Origin of the sequence: Micromonospora sp. DT46 (assembly GCF_049841735.1) — a bacterium.
Classification (GTDB): domain Bacteria; phylum Actinomycetota; class Actinomycetes; order Mycobacteriales; family Micromonosporaceae; genus Micromonospora; species Micromonospora reichwaldensis.
This window is the reverse complement of record NZ_JBNCKW010000002.1, coordinates 760923-778799: the sequence shown is the minus strand read 5'-3', so window position 1 is coordinate 778799 and position 17877 is coordinate 760923. Positions and strand designations below refer to the sequence as shown.

14 protein-coding genes and 1 pseudogene are annotated in these 17877 nt (G+C 75.2%); 7 read left to right on the top strand and 8 right to left on the bottom strand.

Features of this window, described 5'->3' with window-relative positions; translation table 11 throughout:
- Positions 1 to 33: 33 nt before the first annotated feature.
- The 4 genes and pseudogenes from ACLQ20_RS07970 to ACLQ20_RS07955 all read right to left on the bottom strand — a co-directional run.
- Positions 34 to 813: pseudogene (locus ACLQ20_RS07970) on the bottom strand (TIGR03084 family metal-binding protein); the annotation flags it as partial.
- A 53-nt stretch (positions 814 to 866) separates the two neighbouring features.
- Positions 867 to 1469 carry a TetR/AcrR family transcriptional regulator gene (locus ACLQ20_RS07965; RefSeq protein WP_327029854.1) on the bottom strand — a complete coding sequence of 201 codons (603 nt, stop codon included), beginning with the start codon at positions 1467 to 1469 and terminating at the stop codon, positions 867 to 869.
- A gap of 364 nt (positions 1470 to 1833) precedes the next feature.
- Positions 1834 to 2577 carry a metallophosphoesterase family protein gene (locus ACLQ20_RS07960; protein WP_151455801.1) on the bottom strand — a complete coding sequence of 248 codons (744 nt, stop codon included), beginning with the start codon at positions 2575 to 2577 and terminating at the stop codon, positions 1834 to 1836.
- Between the two features lie 84 nt (positions 2578 to 2661).
- On the bottom strand, positions 2662 to 3339 hold the full coding sequence (locus tag ACLQ20_RS07955) for a Crp/Fnr family transcriptional regulator (protein ID WP_089003062.1): 678 nt from the start codon (positions 3337 to 3339) through the stop codon (positions 2662 to 2664).
- A 217-nt stretch (positions 3340 to 3556) separates the two neighbouring features.
- On the opposite strand from ACLQ20_RS07955, the gene ACLQ20_RS07950 reads away from it, so the two are divergent.
- The 6 genes from ACLQ20_RS07950 to ACLQ20_RS07925 all read left to right on the top strand — a co-directional run bounded on the left by ACLQ20_RS07950 (position 3557) and on the right by ACLQ20_RS07925 (position 9021).
- Positions 3557 to 4219 carry an adenosylcobinamide amidohydrolase gene (locus ACLQ20_RS07950; RefSeq protein WP_425854726.1) on the top strand — a complete coding sequence of 221 codons (663 nt, stop codon included), beginning with the start codon at positions 3557 to 3559 and terminating at the stop codon, positions 4217 to 4219.
- A gap of 56 nt (positions 4220 to 4275) precedes the next feature.
- A complete protein-coding gene (locus ACLQ20_RS07945) occupies positions 4276 to 5439 on the top strand; it encodes a CapA family protein (RefSeq protein ID WP_151455803.1) in 1164 nt (387 codons plus the stop codon).
- Between the two features lie 61 nt (positions 5440 to 5500).
- Entirely contained in the window at positions 5501 to 6289 is a 789-nt protein-coding gene (nth, locus tag ACLQ20_RS07940; RefSeq protein ID WP_151455804.1) for an endonuclease III, read from the top strand.
- Positions 6290 to 6392: 103 nt separating this feature from the next.
- Positions 6393 to 7016 carry a TlpA disulfide reductase family protein gene (locus tag ACLQ20_RS07935; RefSeq protein ID WP_327031115.1) on the top strand — a complete coding sequence of 208 codons (624 nt, stop codon included), beginning with the start codon at positions 6393 to 6395 and terminating at the stop codon, positions 7014 to 7016.
- 70 nt (positions 7017 to 7086) lie between these two features.
- Positions 7087 to 7779, top strand: coding sequence for an NUDIX hydrolase (locus ACLQ20_RS07930; RefSeq protein WP_151455805.1), 693 nt, complete (start codon positions 7087 to 7089; stop codon positions 7777 to 7779).
- A 63-nt stretch (positions 7780 to 7842) separates the two neighbouring features.
- Positions 7843 to 9021: a MarP family serine protease gene (locus tag ACLQ20_RS07925; RefSeq protein WP_151455806.1), complete on the top strand. Its 1179-nt coding sequence runs from the start codon at positions 7843 to 7845 to the stop codon at positions 9019 to 9021.
- A gap of 4 nt (positions 9022 to 9025) precedes the next feature.
- Here ACLQ20_RS07925 and ACLQ20_RS07920 read toward each other — a convergent pair whose 3' ends face one another.
- From ACLQ20_RS07920 to eccCa, 3 genes are all read right to left on the bottom strand, one after another.
- Entirely contained in the window at positions 9026 to 9799 is a 774-nt protein-coding gene (locus tag ACLQ20_RS07920) for a phosphatase PAP2 family protein (protein ID WP_151455807.1), read from the bottom strand.
- A gap of 124 nt (positions 9800 to 9923) precedes the next feature.
- Positions 9924 to 11330 (bottom strand): type VII secretion-associated serine protease mycosin, encoded by a 1407-nt coding sequence (mycP, locus tag ACLQ20_RS07915; protein ID WP_425854846.1) that lies wholly within the window; start codon positions 11328 to 11330, stop codon positions 9924 to 9926.
- Positions 11331 to 11404: 74 nt separating this feature from the next.
- Complete coding sequence (eccCa, locus tag ACLQ20_RS07910; protein WP_425854723.1) at positions 11405 to 15373, bottom strand: type VII secretion protein EccCa; 3969 nt, start codon at positions 15371 to 15373, stop codon at positions 11405 to 11407.
- Positions 15374 to 15474: 101 nt separating this feature from the next.
- Between eccCa and eccD the strand changes: the two genes are divergently transcribed.
- Positions 15475 to 16875: a type VII secretion integral membrane protein EccD gene (gene eccD, locus ACLQ20_RS07905; RefSeq protein WP_425854721.1), complete on the top strand. Its 1401-nt coding sequence runs from the start codon at positions 15475 to 15477 to the stop codon at positions 16873 to 16875.
- A 34-nt stretch (positions 16876 to 16909) separates the two neighbouring features.
- Here eccD and ACLQ20_RS07900 read toward each other — a convergent pair whose 3' ends face one another.
- The gene (locus ACLQ20_RS07900) at positions 16910 to 17416 is read right to left on the bottom strand and encodes an inorganic diphosphatase (protein ID WP_151455811.1); all 507 of its coding nucleotides are present in this window, start codon (positions 17414 to 17416) and stop codon (positions 16910 to 16912) included.
- Positions 17417 to 17877 lie beyond the last annotated feature (461 nt).

The following is a 17877-nucleotide window of genomic DNA, read 5'->3' as shown; positions in this document are numbered from 1 at the left end:
GTCGGTCGTGTTGGCCGCGTTGGCTGTGTCGGGTGCGGGAGCCGTCGGCGGGCGGCCGGGACCCGGTGGGCCGGCGAAGGCCTGCGCGACGTCCAGCCAGGCGTCGGCGACCGGGCCGGTCGCCGCCAGCGCCAGGTCCGCGCGGTGCCTCCGCTGGGTGACCAGCAGGCAGAAGTCGAGCGCGGGACCGGTGACCCGGTCGGCGGCGTCGGCCGGGCCGTACGCCCAGGTGTCGCCGTCCGGCGCCGCCAGCTCGACCCGCACCGGCGCCGTGGGCACCGGCCGGCCGTGGGCGGCGAAGCTGTGGCCGAGGGTACGGAAGCCGAGGTGCGCCACGTGCCGCAGTCGGGCCGTGCCGGGGCGGGTCACGCCGAGCGCGTCGGCCACGTCCGTGCCGTGCGCCCAGGTCTCCATGATCCGGGCGGTGGCCATCGAGGCGGCCGACATCCGGGTGCCGAACCAGGGCAGCTTCCCGCCCGCCGGCACGCGCGCCAACGCGTCGGCGAGCGCCGCCCGGCCGGCCCGCCAGCGGGGAAGCAACCCGCTCGGCGGGGCGAGGAACTCCGCCACTCCGACGTCGACGAGCCGGGCCGGGTCGGGGGCGGCGAGCACGACGGCGAGGAACGCCTCGGCGTCGGTGGCGGCGAGCAGTGCGACGTGGTCGGTCCAGGCGAGGTGGGCGATCTGGTGCCCGACGCTCCAGCCCGGGGACGGCGTGGCGCGCTCCCAGTCGGTCGGCGGGCCGGTCACCAGGTCGTCGAGCTGCTGGGATTCGTCGGCCAGGTCCGCGAGCAGGTCCTTGAGGTCGACCATGGTGCCTCCGGGGGCTGGGCGGGCGGCCAGGGCGGGCCGGTCGGGGCGGGCGGTCAGGGGGTGAGCAGGGTGGCGAGCTGGCGCTTCCAGGTGTGCAGCAGGGCGGCGCGGCGGGACGAGTCGTCGTTGAGCAGGTTGGCCACGCCGAGCCCGCGGAGCAGGTCGAGGGTCGCCTGCACCGCCTCGCGTACGCCCGGACGGCGTTCGTCCACGTCGAGCAGCGCGACGGTGAGCCGGTGCATCTCGCGGCCGACCCGGGCCTCCAGCGGCACCAGGGCCTCGCGCAGCTCCCGGTCGGTGCGCGCGGCGACCCAGAGTTCGAGGGCGGCGACGAAGAGCGGGCCGGTGAAGGCCGCGCCGAGCAGGTCGATCACCCGGTCGAGCCGCTGGGGGCCGGGCGGCAGCGCCTCGGCCTCGGTGCGCAGCTCCTCCGCCCGCCGCTCCGCGAGGTGGGCGACGGCGGCCGTGACCAGCGCGGCCTTGGTGGGGTAGTGGTGCAGCTGGGCGCCGCGCGAGACGCCGGCCCGGGCTGCGACGACGGTGGTGGTGGTGCCGGACCAGCCGTGCTCGACCAGGCACTCGACGGTCGCCTCCAGCAGCCGCGCCTGGGTGGCGCGGCTGCGTTCCTGCTGAGGGACGCGGGTCGATGCGGACATGGAGACAGCGTGCCGCCGCAGAAACAAACAGTCAAGACTGACTTTTTCTCGGCGGGCGACTCGACCGCATGCCTCGCCGGTCCCGGTGCTTGCAAGCCCGCCATCCGCGCCACCGCGATGGCCCGCGGACAACGTGGCGGGCAGGGCGCCGGGCAGGGCGGCGGATGACCTACGCGGCCCTGTCGAACTGATGTCGTAGCCGACTCACGCGACCGCGCCTTCCTGCGGCGACCGTAGAGACGCGGCGCCGGATTCCTCTGATGTCGTAGGCGATTCAGTTCGACAGGGCGGTGGCCGGGTTCTTCCTCCGTTCATCCTCCGCGTCCTTGTCCCGTCGCCCTCCGCGTCCCTCGTCCCGCCGTCCTCAGCGGCCGTCGCGCGGGGCGAAGACCGCGAGGGCCGCGGCGTCGCTGTGTCGGGAGCGCAGGTACTCGTCCGCCCAGTCGGCGGCGTCGGGAAAGCCCGACTCGGCCGCCACCCGGCCGCAGGCGGCGTCCACGTCGAAGGGGGTACGCCGCAGGTCCACGCCGGGCCCGAGGAGCGCCCAGAAGGCGCCGGGGCCGCCGTAGGGCATCCCGATGCTGCCCGGGTTGACGATCAGCCGGCGGTCGGCCAGCCGGGTGAACGGCATGTGGGTGTGCCCGCAGACCACCGTTCCCACCTCGGCGGGGACGTCGGCGAGCACCTCCGCCCAGCGTTCCATCCGGGAGTCGACGAGCACGACCTCCTCGTCGTCGCGGGGGGTGGCGTGGCAGAACAGCACCGGACCGAGGCCGGCGATCTCCAGGGTGACCGTCAGCGGCAGCGCCGCCAACCGGGCCAGCTGGTCGTCGCGCAACTGCTCGGCCGCCCAGTTGGAGACGTCGACCGGGGAGAGGTGCCCGGCCCGGGCCTCCACCAGCTCACGGTCGGCGTTGCCGCGGACCCAGCAGGCCCGGTCGCCGAGGTCGGCGAGCACGTCCAGCACCTCGACCGGCTGTGGGCCGGCCGCGATGTCGCCGGTGAGCACGATCAGGTCGGCGGCGGCGACGTCCGGCTCGGCCAGCACGGCCTCCAGCGCCGGCAGCGCACCATGGATGTCGGAGAGAACGGCGACCCGGTTCAGCATCGCTCCACCGTGCCCACCGGCCCGTGCCGGTGTCCAGCGGTTCTGCCCCGGGCAGACAGGGCCCGGGGCAGATCAGCGGGTGCGTCAGACGCGGGCGCGGCGGGCCAGGCGCTCCGGGTCGAGGATGATGATGCTCTTGCCGTCCAGGCGCAGCCACCCACGCGAGGCGAAGTCGGCCAGCGCCTTGTTGACGGTCTCCCGGGAGGCGCCGACGAGCTGGGCGATCTCCTCCTGGGTGAGGTCGTGGGTCACCCGCAGCACGCCGCCGTCGCGGGTGCCGAAGCGGCCGGCCATCTGGAGCAGGTTCTTGGCGACGCGGCCGGGCACGTCCGTGAAGATCAGGTCGGCCAGCGAGTCGTTCGTCCGCCGCAGCCGGCGCGCGAGTACGCGGAGCAGCTGCTCGGCGATCTCCGGCCGGTTGTTCAGCCACGGGCGCAGGGCCTGCTTGCGCAGCCGCACCAGCCGGGTGTCGGTCACCGCGGTGGCGGTCGCCGTGCGGGGGCCGGGGTCGAAGAGCGACAGCTCGCCCACCATGTCCGACGGGCCCATCACCGCGATCAGGTTCTGCCGGCCGTCGGCAGCCCGCCGACCCACCTTGATCTTGCCGGACAGCAGGATGTAGAGACTGTCGCCGGGCTCGCCCTCGTTGAAGACGATCTCGCCCTTGCGGACCTCGAGCGTCTCCATCTCCTTGGCGAGCGCCTCGGCAGCCTCCGGGTCGACGCCCTGGAAGATCCCGCTGCGGGCCAGTACCTCGTCCATCGCGCACCTCCGCCTGCGCGTGCCGTCCGTCGGCCGGGTCCGCCGTCCGCTGATCCCTCGCGCGTCGCCAGTCTAGGCGCACGTGAGCAGCAATCAGAGGTGCACCCCTGGAAACTTGATCGTTGGGCGTAACCTGCCGGGCCTGATCAAGCAGTAAAATCGCGCGCCCTCCCGGACGCCGATCCTGCCCCCGACACCCGGGTCGTAGGGTCACCACGTGCTGAGTGAACCCGTGCTGACCGCCCGCCAGGAGGACGGTCGGGACGTCCCGCTGCTGTTCTGGCGCGCCGACCGCCCGCTGCGCGCGGTCAGTTCCGCGCCGCTGGGCGGCGGGATCGGCGTCCGGCACTGGGTCGTCAACGCGACCGTGCCCATGTCGTACGACCGGGACGACCCCGCCGACCACCTGGCCGAACTGGCCGACCGGCTCGACCTCGACGGGCCCGGGGTGGGCCTGCTGACCGGGGTGGACGTCGCCGAGGTGGTCGCCCGGACGGACACCGGCGTGCGGGCCTGGGCGACGGTCGGCCTGGGCACTCCGGTCCGGGCGGCGGAGCCCGCCCCCGCGGCGCTGGCCCAGCGGGTCGGCACCGTCAACATCGTGGTGTACGTCCCGGCGCGGCTCGGCGACGCCGCCCTCGTCAACGCGGTGGCCACCGCCACCGAGGCGAAGGCGCAGGCGATCGCGGAATTGGGCGTGCCGGGTACCGGCACCCCGACGGACGCGGTCACCGTGCTCTGCCCGGTCGACGGCCCCGAGTCGGCGTACGGCGGACCGCGCTCCACCTGGGGCGCCCCGCTGGCCCGGGCCGTGCACGCCGCCGTGACGGCCGGCGGGGCGGGCACCGTGGTCCCGTGGTCGGACCGACTGGCGGGCTGAGACTCCGTCCGATCGGCCCTCGTTTCGGCGTTGCCCAGCCGATAAGGTCGCGCTCGATGTACGCTGCCGCCTCCTCTCCGCGTCGCCGGGCCGCACTCGCCCTCGGCGGACTCCTCGCCGTCCTGCTCACCGCCGGCTGCGGAGGTCCCGGATCCGGGTCCGACGCGGTCTGGCAGCCCGGCGCGGGCGGCGGCAACACCGGCGCCCCGGTCCGCTCCGGCGAGCCCACGAGCACCACCCAGCCCGCCGAGCAGGCGATCTCGCTCTCGGCGACCGGCGACATCATCATGGGCAACGCGCCGAACCGGCTGCCCCCCAACGGCGGGAAGGGCTTCTTCGACTCGGTCGAGAAGGCGCTCGCCGCCGACCTGGTGATGGGCAACCTGGAGGAGCCGCTCACCGTCGACACCGGCACCGGCAAGTGCGGCCCGAACTCGACCCGCTGCTTCCAGTTCCGGGCCCCGCCGGAGTACGCCGCGCACCTGCGCGACGCGGGCTTCGACCTGCTCAACCAGGCCAACAACCACGGCTACGACTTCGGGCCGAGGGGCTACGAGAACACCCAGAAGGCGCTGGAGAAGTACGAGCTCGCGCACACCGGGGCGCCCGACCAGATCACCGTGGTCGACGTCAAGGGGGTCAAGGTCGCGGTTGCCGGCTTCTCGTCGTACGTCTGGTCCAACAGCCTCACCGACATCGCCGCCGCGAAGAAGGTGATCACCAAGGCGGCCGGCATGGCCGACATCGTGGTGGTGCAGGTGCACATGGGCGGCGAGGGCTCCGAGAAGACGCGGGTGCGGCCCGGCACCGAGATGTTCCTCGGCGAGAACCGGGGCGACCCGGTCAAGTTCTCGAAGGCGATGATCGACGCCGGGGCGGACCTGATCGTCGGGCACGGCCCGCACGTGCTGCGCGGCATGGAGTTCTACAAGGGCCGGCTGATCGCGTACAGCCTGGGCAACTTCGCCGGCGGAGGCAACTCGCTGAGCAACGCCGGCCGGCTCGGCTGGGGCGGGGTGCTGAAGGTCTCGCTGAAGCCGGACGGGAGCTGGGCCGGCGGCTCGTTCGTCTCCACGTACATGAACTCCATCGGCAAGCCGACCATGGACAAGGACGACCGCGGGCTGGGCCTGATGAAGCAGCTCACCAAGAGCGACTTCCCGGAGACCGGGGCCGACTTCGACGACTCGGGCGCGATCAGCGCGCCGCAGGGCGGCTGACCGGGGCGGCACGGCGCGTGGACCCGGCCGACCGTCGGCCGGGCGACGTAGGCTGGCCGGCGTGACCACGAGTTCCTCCGGCTTCACCGAGACCGACCTCGGGCGCACCCGTCGCGCCCGGCGGATCGGCCGGGCGCTGACCGACACCCACCCTGACGCGCACTGTGAACTGGACCACTCCAACGCCCTGGAGCTGGCCGTCGCGACGATCCTCTCCGCGCAGTGCACGGACAAGAAGGTCAACGAGGTCACCCCGAAGCTCTTCGCCCGCTACCCGAGCGCGGCCGACTACGCGGGGGCGGACCGGACGGAGCTGGAGGAGCTGATCCGGCCCACCGGCTTCTACCGCAACAAGACCGACTCGCTGATCAAGCTCGGCCAGGCCCTCGTGGAGCGGTACGACGGCCGGGTCCCCGGCAAGCTCGCCGACCTGGTGACGCTCCCCGGCATCGGCCGCAAGACCGCCAACGTCATCCTCGGCAACGCCTTCGACGTCCCCGGGATCACCGTCGACACCCACTTCCAGCGGCTGGTCCAGCGCTGGCGGCTGACCGCCGAGACCGACCCCGTCAAGATCGAGCACGCGATCGGGGCGCTCTTCCCCCGGCGCGACTGGACCATGCTGTCGCACCGGATCATCTTCCACGGCCGGCGGGTCTGCCACGCTCGCAAGCCGGCCTGCGGGGCGTGCACCCTGGTGAAGCTGTGCCCGTCGTACGGCACCGGCCCGACCGAGCCGGCGGCGGCCGCGAAGCTGCTCAAGGGCCCCCGGGCCCGGGACCTGGCGGTGGCGGCCGGGGTCGACCCGGAGCTGGTGCCGGTCCAGGCCGTCGTGGCGGAGGCCCCGTGAGCGCGAGGAGTGAGCCGGTGTTGCGAGCCCCGCAGTCGCGAACCACGGTGAACCGATGAGCGCGAGGAGTGAGCCGGTGTTGCGAGCCCCGCAGTCGCGACCGGTGAAGCGCCGGCTCGTCGCCCTGCTCGTACCCGTGCTGCTGGCCGTCGCGGGGTGCACCGCCGGCACCGAGGAGAAGGACCCGGGCCCCACCGACCGGCAGAAGGCCGCCGCCAGCCGGCCGTCGCCCTTCCAGGACTGCTCCGCCCTCGGTACGCCGCCCGCGTCCGCCGCACCCGCCGCCCCGGCCGGGGGCGGGGGCCAGGCGTTGCCCGAGCTGACCCTGAACTGCTTCACCGGCGGCGCCCCGGTCGCCCTGCGCGCCCTGCGCGGCCCGGCGGTGATCAACGTCTGGGCGTCCTGGTGCCCGCCCTGCCGCAAGGAACTGCCCGCCTTCCAGCGGCTCAGCCAGCGGGCCGCCGGCCAGCTCCAGGTGGTCGGGGTCAACAACCAGGACGGCCGCGAGGCGGCCCAGGCCATCGGCGAGGACTTCGGCGTCCGCTTCCCGGTCCTGGTCGACCAGGGTGAGCGCCTGAAGCGGGAGCTGAACCGCAAGGCCATCCCCCTGACCGTCTTCGTCGACGGGCAGGGCCGCATCCGGCACGTGGACTCCAGCGGCGCCCTCGACGACGCCCGGCTGGCGGACCTGGTCCGCCAGCACCTCGGCGTGACGGTGCCGGCGTGAGCCGTCCGACACGCGCGACGGGGCGCGGGGGTGCGGGCACGGGCCACCGGCAGGACGCGGGAGTGTCGGCGTGAACCGGCGTCCGCCGGGCTGGTTCGACCCGCTGCTGACCCGGCTCGGTAGTGCGCGCAGCGAGGACTTCACCCGGCTGGTCACCCCGGAGAGCGGGGGGCGGGAGAGCGCGGTGCTGGTGCTGCTCGGCGAGGAGCCCGGCGCCGGCCCGGACGTGCTGATCCTCCAGCGGGCGGCCACCCTGCGCAACCACGCGGGGCAGCCCGCCTTCCCCGGCGGCGCGGCCGACCCGGAGGACGCCGACGCCCGGGCGACCGCGCTGCGCGAGGCGAACGAGGAGGTCGGCCTCGACCCGACCAGCGTCACCGTCCTGGCGGAGCTGCCGAAGCTCTGGATCCCGGTCAGCGACTTCGTGGTCACCCCGGTGCTCGCCTGGTGGCACGCGCCGCACCCGGTGCATCCCCGGGAGCCGGCCGAGGTGGCGCACGTGGCCCGGCTGCCGGTCGCCGAGCTGGTCGACCCGGCGAACCGGATGCGGGTCCGCCACCCGAGCGGCTGGATCGGCCCGGCCTTCTCGGCGCGCGGGATGCTGGTCTGGGGCTTCACCGCCGGGGTGCTGGCCGCCCTGCTCGACATGGGCGGCTGGGCCCGGCCGTGGCCCCGCGACCGGGTCGTGGACCTGCCGCCGACCGGGGCCACCCCGGCGCCCTCGGCCGGCACCGACGCGGTCGACGAGACCCCGGTGCGCTGACCGGACGGTCACCTTCCGCAAGCGATGGTCATCTCGCGAGCCCGGTGCCCGTACGCTTGACGCGTGTCCGCCGTGGATCTCGTACTGCTGCTGCTCATGCTCGTGTTCGCGATCAGCGGATACCGCCAGGGCTTCGTCATCGGGGTGCTGTCGTTCTCCGGCTTCTTCCTGGGCGCGTTGGTGGGCCTCCAACTGGGGCCGCTGCTGGCACAGCAGTTCGTCGACAGCGGCACCCGGGTGCTGATCTCCCTGGTGGCGATCTTCGGGCTGGCGGTGGTCGGCCAGGCGCTCGCCGGCTGGCTCGGTTCGCACCTGCGCAAGACGATCACCAATGACGTGGCCAAGCGGGTCGACGACGTCGGCGGGGCGTTCGTCTCGCTCTTCGCCGTGCTGCTGGTCGCCTGGCTCGTCGCGGTGCCGCTCGGCTCGTCGTCGCTGCCCTGGCTGGCCTCGTCGGTGCGCAACAGCGCGCTGCTCACGGTGGTCGACCGGGTCCTGCCCGACCAGGCGCAGCAGCTCTCCACGGCGCTGCGGGACACCGTCGACACCAACGGCTTCCCTGACGTCTTCGGCGACCTCGCGCCCACCCGCGCCCGTCAGGTGTCCCCGCCGGATCCGGCGCTCGCCGGCTCGCAGGTGGTGGTCAACAGCCAGCGTTCGGTGGTCAAGGTGCTCGGCTCCGCCCCGAGCTGCTCGCGCCGGATCGAGGGCTCCGGCTTCGTCTACGCCGACGACCGGGTGATGACCAACGCGCACGTCGTCGCCGGGACCCGGTCCACCGTCGTCGAGCTGAACGGCGAGCGGTACGACAGCAAGGTGGTCGTCTACGACCCCGACCGGGACCTGGCCGTCCTGCACGTGCCGGGGCTGCCCGGCCCGTCGATGCGGTTCGCCGCCGGCAACGCGGGCAGCGGCGCGGACGCGATCGTGCTGGGCTTTCCGCTCGACGGGCCGTACAACGCCCAGTCCGCGCGGATCCGGGACGTCAACCGGATCACCGGGCCCGACATCTATTCCGGCGGCAACGTGACCCGGGAGGTCTACACGATCCGGGCGCTCGTGCAGAGCGGCAACTCCGGGGGCCCGCTGGTCTCGTCGAACGGGCTGGTGCTCGGGGTGATCTTCGCGGCGGTGGCCGACGATCCGAACACCGGCTTCGCGGTGACCGCGGCCGAGGCCCGCCCGGTGGCCCTGGCCGGCGCCGAGCGCACCCGCGCCGTCGGCACCGGCGAGTGCACCTGACCGGTCAGCTCCCCGTACCCGCCGCCGGCCCGTGACCCGTGGGCGGCGTCGGGCGGCCCGGCGGGTCGGCCCGCCAGACGGTGAGGGCGGCGGCGGTCGCGGCCACCACGGCCGCGCCGAGCAGCCAGCCGGCCAGCACGTCGCTGGTCCAGTGCACGCCGAGGGCCACCCGGCTGAACCCGGTCACCAGGGCGAGCAGCAGGGCGGCCGTCCACACCACCCGGCGCCCGGCCGGCCGGGCGTACGGGAGGAACACCACCAGCAGCACCCCGGCCGCGAGGGCGGCGTTGAGCGCGTGCCCGGACGGGAAGGCCAGGCCGGGCGCCTCGGCCACCGGGTCCGGCAGGTCCGGCCGGGGCCGGCCGACGAGCAGCTTGAGCAGCGGGCTGAGCAGGCCGCCGACCGTCATGGTGACGGCCACCCAGACCGCCAGCTGCCGGGCACCCCGGCGGACCAGCCAGAGGACCAGGACCAGGGCGCCGACGCGCAGCGGCATCGGGGCGAACACGTCGGTCCAGAGGGTCATCAGGCGTACCCACGCCGGGTGGTCGGCGGCGTAGCCGACCAGCGTGTCGGTGACCGCCGTGTCCAGCCGGCGCAGCGGGGACCAGTCCCCCAGGACCAGGACGGCCAGCAGCGTGAACGGCACCGCCACCAGGAACGCGGCCGCCGCGGCGAGGGTCAGCCGCAGACCCCGGGCGTGGTCCGGGTGCAGGCGGCGGCCCCGCCACGAGGAGCGCGGCGGGGCGGTGAGCGTACGCGGGCCGGACGGGCTCATGACCGTGCTCCTACCCGGGACGCGGCCCGGTCAGACCCGATCCGGGGCGTCCACCCGGGGCCGGTTGCCCGGTCGGGGCGCCGGCGGTTCCTCCCGCGAGGGCGACGACGACCGGGCCGGCCGGTCAGGGCGCCGGCGGGCGACGCCACGTCCCGGTGCTGCGCCGGGGCGAGGCCAGCGGGGTCCACTGGCGGAACCGGCGCACCATCAACGCGGCCCCGGTCAGCAGGGCGACGAAGAACGCGGCCCCGGTCCACAGCTGCTCCGGAGTGGTCTCCTCCTGCGCGCCCGCCGGCTGCGCCGCCCACCGGGACTGCTGGCGCGGCACCGTGAAGCCGCGCGGGTCGCCGCCGACCCCCGCGACGTCGGGCTGCGTCGCCCCCGGGGCCGGGCCGAAACCGACCACGCCCGGCGAGGACTCGTCGTCCAGTGGGTTGCGGCCCACGGGGCTCACCTCGGCGTCCAGCGCGGCGACCGGGTTCACCATGCCGTACCCGAAACGGTCGTCCCGGCCGGTGGGGCCGATGTCGCGGGCGGTGGCGAGCAGCCGGTTGACGACGTCGCCGGCGGGCATCTCCGGGTAGCGGGCCCGCACCAGCGCGGCGGTGGCGGCGACCAGCGGCGCCGCGAAGCTGGTGCCCTGCACCCGCCAGTAGCCGCCCGGCCGGGCCCCGACCAGGCCGGTCGCGGGGGCGGTGAGCACGGTGGCCCGCCCGGTGATCGAACCGGACCAGAGGTTGTCGCTGTCGCGCTCCGACCCGGCGACCGCGATGACGCCCGGCTCGCGGGCCGGGTACCAGACCTTCGCGTTGGACGAGTTGCCCAGGTTGCCGGTGCAGGCGACCACGACGACGTCCCGGGCGAAGGCGTAGTCGAGCGCCGCCGCCAGGGCGGGGCTGTCGCCGCTGCCGCCGAGGGACAGGTTGATCACGCGGGCGCCGTTGTCGACGGCCCAGCGCACGCCCTTCGCGACGATCAGGGCGTCGTCGTAGCGGTTCTCGGCGTCGAGGACGCGCACCGGGAGGATCCGGGCGTCCGGCGCCAGGCCGACGGCCCCCCGCGCGTCGTCGTTGCGGCCGGCGATCAGCCCGGCCACGGTGGTGCCGTGGCCGACCGGATCGGGGTCGCCGGCGGCGCCCCGGGGCGCGACCAGGTCGAGGCCGGGCAGCACCTGGCCGGCCAGGTCGGGATGGGCGGCGTCCACGCCGGAGTCGATCACCGCGACGGTGACTCCCCGCCCGGTCGAGCTGCGCCACGCGGTCTTCGCCTGCAACACGTCGAGCTGCCACTGCTCGTCGCGGACCTGGTCGGGGCGGTTCTTGCTGTCGGGCGCCGCGAGCGCCACCGGGACGACGACGGCCGGCGGGTCGAGGACCGGCCGGGCGGCGGGCTGCGGAGGGGCGGCGTCGGCCGCCGTGACCGGACCCGCGACCGACACGACGGCGGCCGCCAGACCGAGCAACGTACGTCCGGCGATCCGCCGAGCCGCTGGCGGACAGCTGTGCCGCACGGTCGTCACATCCTCAGGGATTCATCGCGACGCAAACATGACGATCGGAGATTACCGGTTCCTCGCCGCCTTGCGGGGCGTTCCCGGGACACCGGTCACGGCGGCGGCAGATGGGCCAACTGGACGAGGCGTACGCCCTCGCGCCTGGTGACCAGCCGGCCGCGCCCCGGGGGCAGCGGACCGGGCCGGACCGGGCCGACCAGCGCCCCCTCCTCCGGGCTGCCCGCCATCACCAGCCCCGAGGTGGAGAGCTCCCGCAGGCGCTGCACGAGCGGCTCGTACTGGGCCCGTCCGGCGCCGCCCGAGCGGCGGGCGAGCACCAGGTGCAGCCCGACGTCCCGGGCGTGCGGCAGGTGCTCCTCCAGGGCGCGCAGCGGGTTGGACGGCCCGCCGGCGACCAGGTCGTAGTCGTCGACCAGCACGAACAGTTCCGGCCCGGACCACCACGACCGCTGCCGCAGCTGCGCGGGCGTGACGTCGGGCCCGGGCACCCGCCCCGCCATGTAGCCGGCGGCGGACTCGACCAGGTCGGTGGTGTGCGCCGCGGCGGAGCCGTAGCCGATCAGGTGCGGCGACGCCGATTCGGTCAGGTCCACCAGGCTGCGGCGGTAGTCGACCAGGATGACCCGGGCCTGCTCCGGGGTGAACCGGGTCATGATCGAGGTGGCCAGCGCGCGCAGGAACGACGACTTGCCGCACTCGGCGTCGCCGAAGACCACGAAGTGCGGCTCGGTGCCGAAGTCCAGCACCACCGGGCGCAGGTCCGCCTCGGCGATCCCCACCGGGATGCGCAGTCCGGTGGCCGCGGCCAGGTCCAGCTCGGCGTACGGGAGCACCGGCGGGAGCAGCCGCACCGGGGGCGCGACCGGGCCGGCCCAGCCCCCGGCGGACTGCTTGACCAGATCCGTGGTGTCCCCGCCGGAGGCGGCGAGCTGCGGCAGCGCGGTGAGGAAGTGCAGGCTCTCCGCCGTGACGCCCCGGCCGGGGGTCTTCTCCGGCACGTTCGCCGCCGCCCGGCGGGCCACCAGCGAGTCGGCCGGGTCGCCGAGGCGCAGCTCCAGCCGGGAACCGAAGAGGTCCCGGATCGCCGGCCGGAAGTCCAGCCAACGCACCGCCGTCGCCACCACGTGCACCCCGTACGACAGCCCCCGGGTGGCCAGGTCGGTGATGAGGGGCTCCAGGTCGTCGTACTCGCCGCGCAGCGTGGCCCAACCGTCCACCACCAGGAACACGTCGCCGAACGGGTCGGCCCCGGGCTGGCCGGTGCCCGCGAGCGCGGCCCGGCGCTGCCGCCAGGCGGCCATCGACTCCACGCCCAGCTCGGCGAAGCGCTGTTCCCGGTCGACCAGCAGGGTCGCGATCTCGCCGACCGTACGCCGGACGGCCGTCGGGTCGGCGCGGCCGGTGACCCCGCCGACGTGCGGCAGGTCGCGCAGCGCGGCCAGCCCGCCGCCGCCGAAGTCGAGGCAGTAGACCTGTACCTCGGCCGGGGTGTGGGTGAGCGCCAGGGCGCAGATCAGCGTGCGCAGCGCGGTCGACTTGCCGCTCTGCGGGCCGCCGACCACCGCGACGTGGCCGGCGGCGCCGTCCAGCGCCAGCCAGAGCGCGTCGCGGCGCTGCTCGAAGGGCCTGTCGACGACCGCGACCGGCACCTGGAGCGCGCCGTGCAGCTCCGGGTTGCCGAAGGTGAGACCGCGCGCCGGGTCCACGCCGACCGGCCCGAGCAGCTCGTCCAGCGCGGGCGCCCGGCCGAGCGGGGGCAGCCAGACCTGGTGGGCCGGCGGCCCCTGCCCGGCGAGCCGGTCGACCATCAGCTCCAGCAGGCTCTCCGTGCCGCCCTCGTCGGCCGTCGCGGGCAGGGCGGGCGGCCCGACCGGCTCCGGCTTGGGCACGAGGTGGGTGGAGAAGGCGAGCAGGCGCGGGGCCCCGGTGCCGCCCGCGCCGGGCGCCGCACCGCGCCGGCGCAGCGCCCCCGAGACGTACGCGGCTTTGAACCGCACCAGCGGCTCGGTGCCGAAGCGCAGGTAGCCGTGGCCGGGGGAGCGGGGCAGCTCGTGCGCGTCCGGCACCCCGAGCACCGTGCGGGACTCCAGCGCCGAGAAGGTCCGCAGCCCGATCCGGTACGACAGGTGGGTGTCCAGTCCGCGTAGCCGCCCCTCCTCCAACCGCTGGCTCGCCAGCAGCAGGTGCACGCCGAGCGACCGGCCCAGCCGGCCGATCTGCACGAACAGGTCGATGAAGTCGGGCTTGGCCGAGAGCAGCTCGGAGAACTCGTCGCAGATCAGCAGCAGCGACGGCAACGGGGCGAGCGGGGTGCCGGCGGCCCGGGCCCGCTCGTAGTCGCGCAGGCTCGCGAAGTTGCCGGCCCGGCGCAGCAGCTCCTGGCGGCGGACCAGCTCGCCGTTGATGGCGTCGACCATCCGGTCGACCAGCGGCAGCGCGTCGGCCAGGTTGGTGATCACCGCGGCGGTGTGCGGCAGCCGGTCGAACGAGGCGAAGGTCGCGCCGCCCTTGAAGTCGATCAGTACGAAGTTGAGCTGCTCCGAGCTGTGCGTGGCGGCCAGCCCGAGCACCAGCGTGCGCAGCAGCTCGGACTTGCCGGAGCCGGTCGCCCCGATCAGCAGGCCGTGCGGCCCCATCCCGTCCTGCGCCGACTCCTTGAGGTCCAGCTCGATGGCGCCGCCGTCGGTACCCACCCCGATCGGCACCCGCAGCCGCTCCCGGGCGGACCGGGGCGCCCACCCCTGCTCGGCGGTGAAGCTCTCCGGGTCGCCGAGACCGAGCAGCTCGGGCAGGCCCAGCTCCGCGCCCGGCGGGGCGTCCGGGCCGCGTGCCGCCGTGGCCAGCCGCAGCGGGGCCAGCCGCCGGGCGACGGCCTCCGCGTCGACGAGGTCCAGCCGGTCCGCCGTACCGACCTCGGCGTGCCCGTCGGCGGAGTGGGAGTGCAGCCGACCCCCGCGCTGCTCCAGCAGCAGCGCGAACCGGTCCAGCAGGCGCGGCGGCGGGGTGTCCAGGTCGATGATCGTGACCGCGTCGATGCCGCCGTCGCCGGTCAGGTCGGTGGCGCCGGTCAGGTCGCCCCCGTCGAGCACCACCACCACGTGCGGGCCGTCGGTGGCCGGGCCGGCGGGGCTGAACCGGGACCGGCTGGCCAGCACCTCGTCCAGCAGCCCCTCCAGCTCGACCCCCGCGCTGGTGACCAGCCGGATCAGGCCGAGCGCGTCGGTGCGGGTGGGGTGGTGGGCGTGCGGCAGCCACTTGACCCACTCCCAGGCGGCCCGCCGTTCCGGCCCGGCGCAGACGGCGACGAGCAGCTCGTCCGGGGCGTGGAAGACCGCGAGCTGGGCGAGCATCGCCCGGGCCAGGGCCTGGGCGGCGGGTCCGTCGCCGTCGTCGGCCGGGCCGGCGGCCCGTACGAAGACGCGGGCGAAGCTGCGCAGGGAGAGCGCCACCGGCAGGTCCGGCACCACGGAGTACGCGTCCAGGAACCGGCGCAGCGAGCCGGCGGTCATCGGTTCCAGCTCCTCCAGCGGGCGGGTGACCGGGGGGACCAGCGGGGTGGCGAGGGTCTGCGGGCCGACGGCGACCCGGACCACCCCGAAGTCGGGGTCGGTGGGGCGGCGTTCCCAGACCCGGTGGCTGTCGACGGTCGACCAGAGCCGGCCGGGATCCGGGTGCCGGTAGTAGAGCCCGGCACGCTGCTGCCCGGCGGTCTGCCGGACCCGGCGCCGCAGCACGGTCAGGTGCCGCAGGTAGTCCCGCCGGGCGGCCATCATCTCCGACTTCTTCGGCGTGCCGGAGGCGCTGCCCCACGAGGTCACCAGCATGGCCAGCGAGGAGAGCCCGAACATCCCGCCGACCACGTACGAGTAGGCGCCCCCGCCGCGGCCGAACATCATCGCCATCGCCACGGTGCCGCCGAGCATGGGCAGCACCATGAGCAGCTGCTGCCAGCGCCCGCCGGCCACGGCGGGGATCTCCGGCGGCGCGTCCACCGGCAGCTCACCCACCGGGATCTCCGGCGCCGGTCGGCGGGGCGGCCGCTTGATGACGACAGTGGACACTCGACCTCCTGACAGCGCTCGGTAACCCGAGCCTGGCTCATGGTAGGTAAAGTCCTGTCGTCCGCGCAGCCACCAACCCCGCCGAACATGGAGATCAGTCGATGACGATCGGGCTGGCCCGGGTCACCATCAGCGCCCCCCAGCGGCGGGTCGACGTCGCACTGCCCGAGCAGGTGCCCCTGGCCGAGCTGCTGCCCGAGGTGCTGCGGCACGCCGGCGAGGGGCTCGCCGACGACGGCGAGCGGCACGGCGGCTGGGTGCTGCGGCGCACCGACGGCGCGGTGCTGACCACCGCCCAGGCCCTGCTGCCGCAGGGGGTCCGCGACGGCGAGGTGCTGCACCTCGTGCCGGCCCGCGCGCAGTGGCCCGAGCTGGAGTACGACGACGTGGTCGAGGCGATCGCCGACGGCGCCCGGCGGCGCGGCGGGGCGTGGTCACCCGCCGCCACCCGGGCCGCCGCCCTCGCCGGGGCCGCCGTGCCGCTGGCCGTCGGGCTGCTCGCCGTGACGGCCGGCGGTCCGGCGTACGGGACGGCCTGGCCGGCCGCCGCCGTGGTGGCGCTCCTGCTCACCCTCGCCGGGGTGGTGGCGTCCCGTGCCCACGCGGACGGGGCCGCCGGCGCGACCCTGGGCGGCTACGCCCTGCCGTACGCGGCGGCGGCGGGCGCCCTGGCGGTCAGCTCCGGCGATCCGGTCGGGCCGGTCCCGGGGCTGCGCTGGGTCGGCGCGCCCGAGCTGCTCGCCGGGTCGGTGGCGCTGCTGCTGGTGTCGGTGCTCGGGCTGGTCGGCGTCGCCACCCGGCTGCGGGTCTTCGTGGCGGGCGCCACCGCCGGGTTCGTGGGCGCGCTGGCGGCCCTCGGCGGACTGCTGCTCAGCCCGGCCGGCACGGCGGCGATTCTGCTCTGCGTGCTGGTCTTCGCCGTGGGGGCGGTGCCGCTGCTGGCCATCCGGCTCGGGAAGGTGCCGCTGCCCCCGATCACCCTGCCCACCGGCGAGCCGGGCGACGCCGACCGGGTCCGCGACCTGCCGGACCGGGACCGGGTCTACGCGGCGGTGGCCCGCACCGAGGAGATGCTCACCGGGATGCTGCTCGGGCACGCCGTGCTGGCGGTCGCCGCCGCGGTGGTGCTGGGCCTCTCCGGCGGGACGGCCGGCCGGCTGCTGGTGGCGGTGGCCGCGGCCGTGCTGTTGCTCCGCTCCCGGCTGTTCGTGTCCCTGCGCCATCGGGTGTCGACCGTCGTCGCCGGCCTCGCCGGGTACGCCGTGCTGGGCGCCGTGCTCGTCGACCGCTCCGGCCCGACCGGCCGCCTCACGCTGGTCGTCGGCGGGCTGGCGCTGGCCCTGGTGGCGGTGGTCGCCGGCACCACGTACGCCCGCCGCCCGGTCTCCCCGTACGTCGGCCGGATCGCGGACCTGACCGACACCGCCCTGGTGGTGTCGGTGGTGCCCGTCGCCTGCGCGGTGCTCGACCTGTACGAACGGGCCCGGGGGCTGCTCGGCTGAGCGGCCCCCGGGCCCGTCGGTGGTCTGTGCCGGGTCAGTGCGTGGACTCGCCGCGCGCCTCGGCGTCCCGGGCGCGCTGGTACGACGCCACGATCTCCGCCTCGGCCTCGATCCGCCCCACCCACGTGGCGCCCTCGACCGACTTGCCGGGCTCCAGGTCCTTGTAGACCTCGAAGAAGTGCTGGATCTCCAGCCGGTCGAACTCGCCGAGGTGGTGGATGTCGCGCAGGTGCTCCTGGCGCGGGTCCTCGTAGGGCACGCAGAGGACCTTGTCGTCGCCGCCCTTCTCGTCCGTCATCCGGAACATGCCGATGGTGCGGCACCGGATCAGGCAGCCCGGGAAGGTGGGCTCGGGGACCAGCACGAGCGCGTCCAGCGGGTCGCCGTCCTCGCCCAGTGTCCCCTCGATGAAGCCGTAGTCGGCCGGGTACTGCGTGGAGGTGAAGAGGGTACGGTCCAGCCGGATCCGGCCGGTCGCGTGGTCGACCTCGTACTTGTTGCGGTGACCCTTGGGGATCTCAACCGTCACGTCGAAATCCATCTGCACGCTCCCTCGTTTGCCCACGCTGGCCAACGGAAACCAGCGGCACGCCGCTCCCGCACGGGTGAATGCCCACCCGCGGGCTCCGGCCGCCGCATAGTGTTCGGACCGAAGTAGTGTCACCCAAGCAGATTTTCACGGGGCGAGGAGGGGGCCGTGGGGAGGGAAGATTCACACTACCGTCCGGATGCCGACGCTGGACGGGGTACCGGGGGATCTGCTTCCGGCGAGGCGACCGGGCGGTTCCCGGTGCCCGACGCCTACCTTCCCCACCCGCCCGCGTCCCCGGGCGACCCTGCTGTGACGCGGGTCCCGTCCCCGGGCAACGACGCCCCGGCCGGTGCCGACGCCGCGACCGGTCCTGACGGTCCGACGGGTCCCGGCGCCTCGGCCGGTCCGGCCGGTCCGGGCGCCCCGGCCGGTCCGGGCGGCCAGCCCGGCGCAACGGGCCCGACCGGCGC

What these genes read in the sequence shown, in the direction of transcription:
- ACLQ20_RS07965 (WP_327029854.1), bottom strand. Translation starts at nt 1,469, where the DNA reads ATGTCCGCATCGACCCGCGTCCCTCAGCAGGAACGCAGCCGCGCCACC.
- ACLQ20_RS07960 (WP_151455801.1), bottom strand. Translation starts at nt 2,577, where the DNA reads ATGCTGAACCGGGTCGCCGTTCTCTCCGACATCCATGGTGCGCTGCCG.
- ACLQ20_RS07955 (WP_089003062.1), bottom strand. Translation starts at nt 3,339, where the DNA reads ATGGACGAGGTACTGGCCCGCAGCGGGATCTTCCAGGGCGTCGACCCG.
- ACLQ20_RS07945 (WP_151455803.1), top strand. Translation starts at nt 4,276, where the DNA reads ATGTACGCTGCCGCCTCCTCTCCGCGTCGCCGGGCCGCACTCGCCCTC.
- ACLQ20_RS07920 (WP_151455807.1), bottom strand. Translation starts at nt 9,799, where the DNA reads ATGAGCCCGTCCGGCCCGCGTACGCTCACCGCCCCGCCGCGCTCCTCG.
- eccD (WP_425854721.1), top strand. Translation starts at nt 15,475, where the DNA reads ATGACGATCGGGCTGGCCCGGGTCACCATCAGCGCCCCCCAGCGGCGG.
- ACLQ20_RS07900 (WP_151455811.1), bottom strand. Translation starts at nt 17,416, where the DNA reads ATGGATTTCGACGTGACGGTTGAGATCCCCAAGGGTCACCGCAACAAG.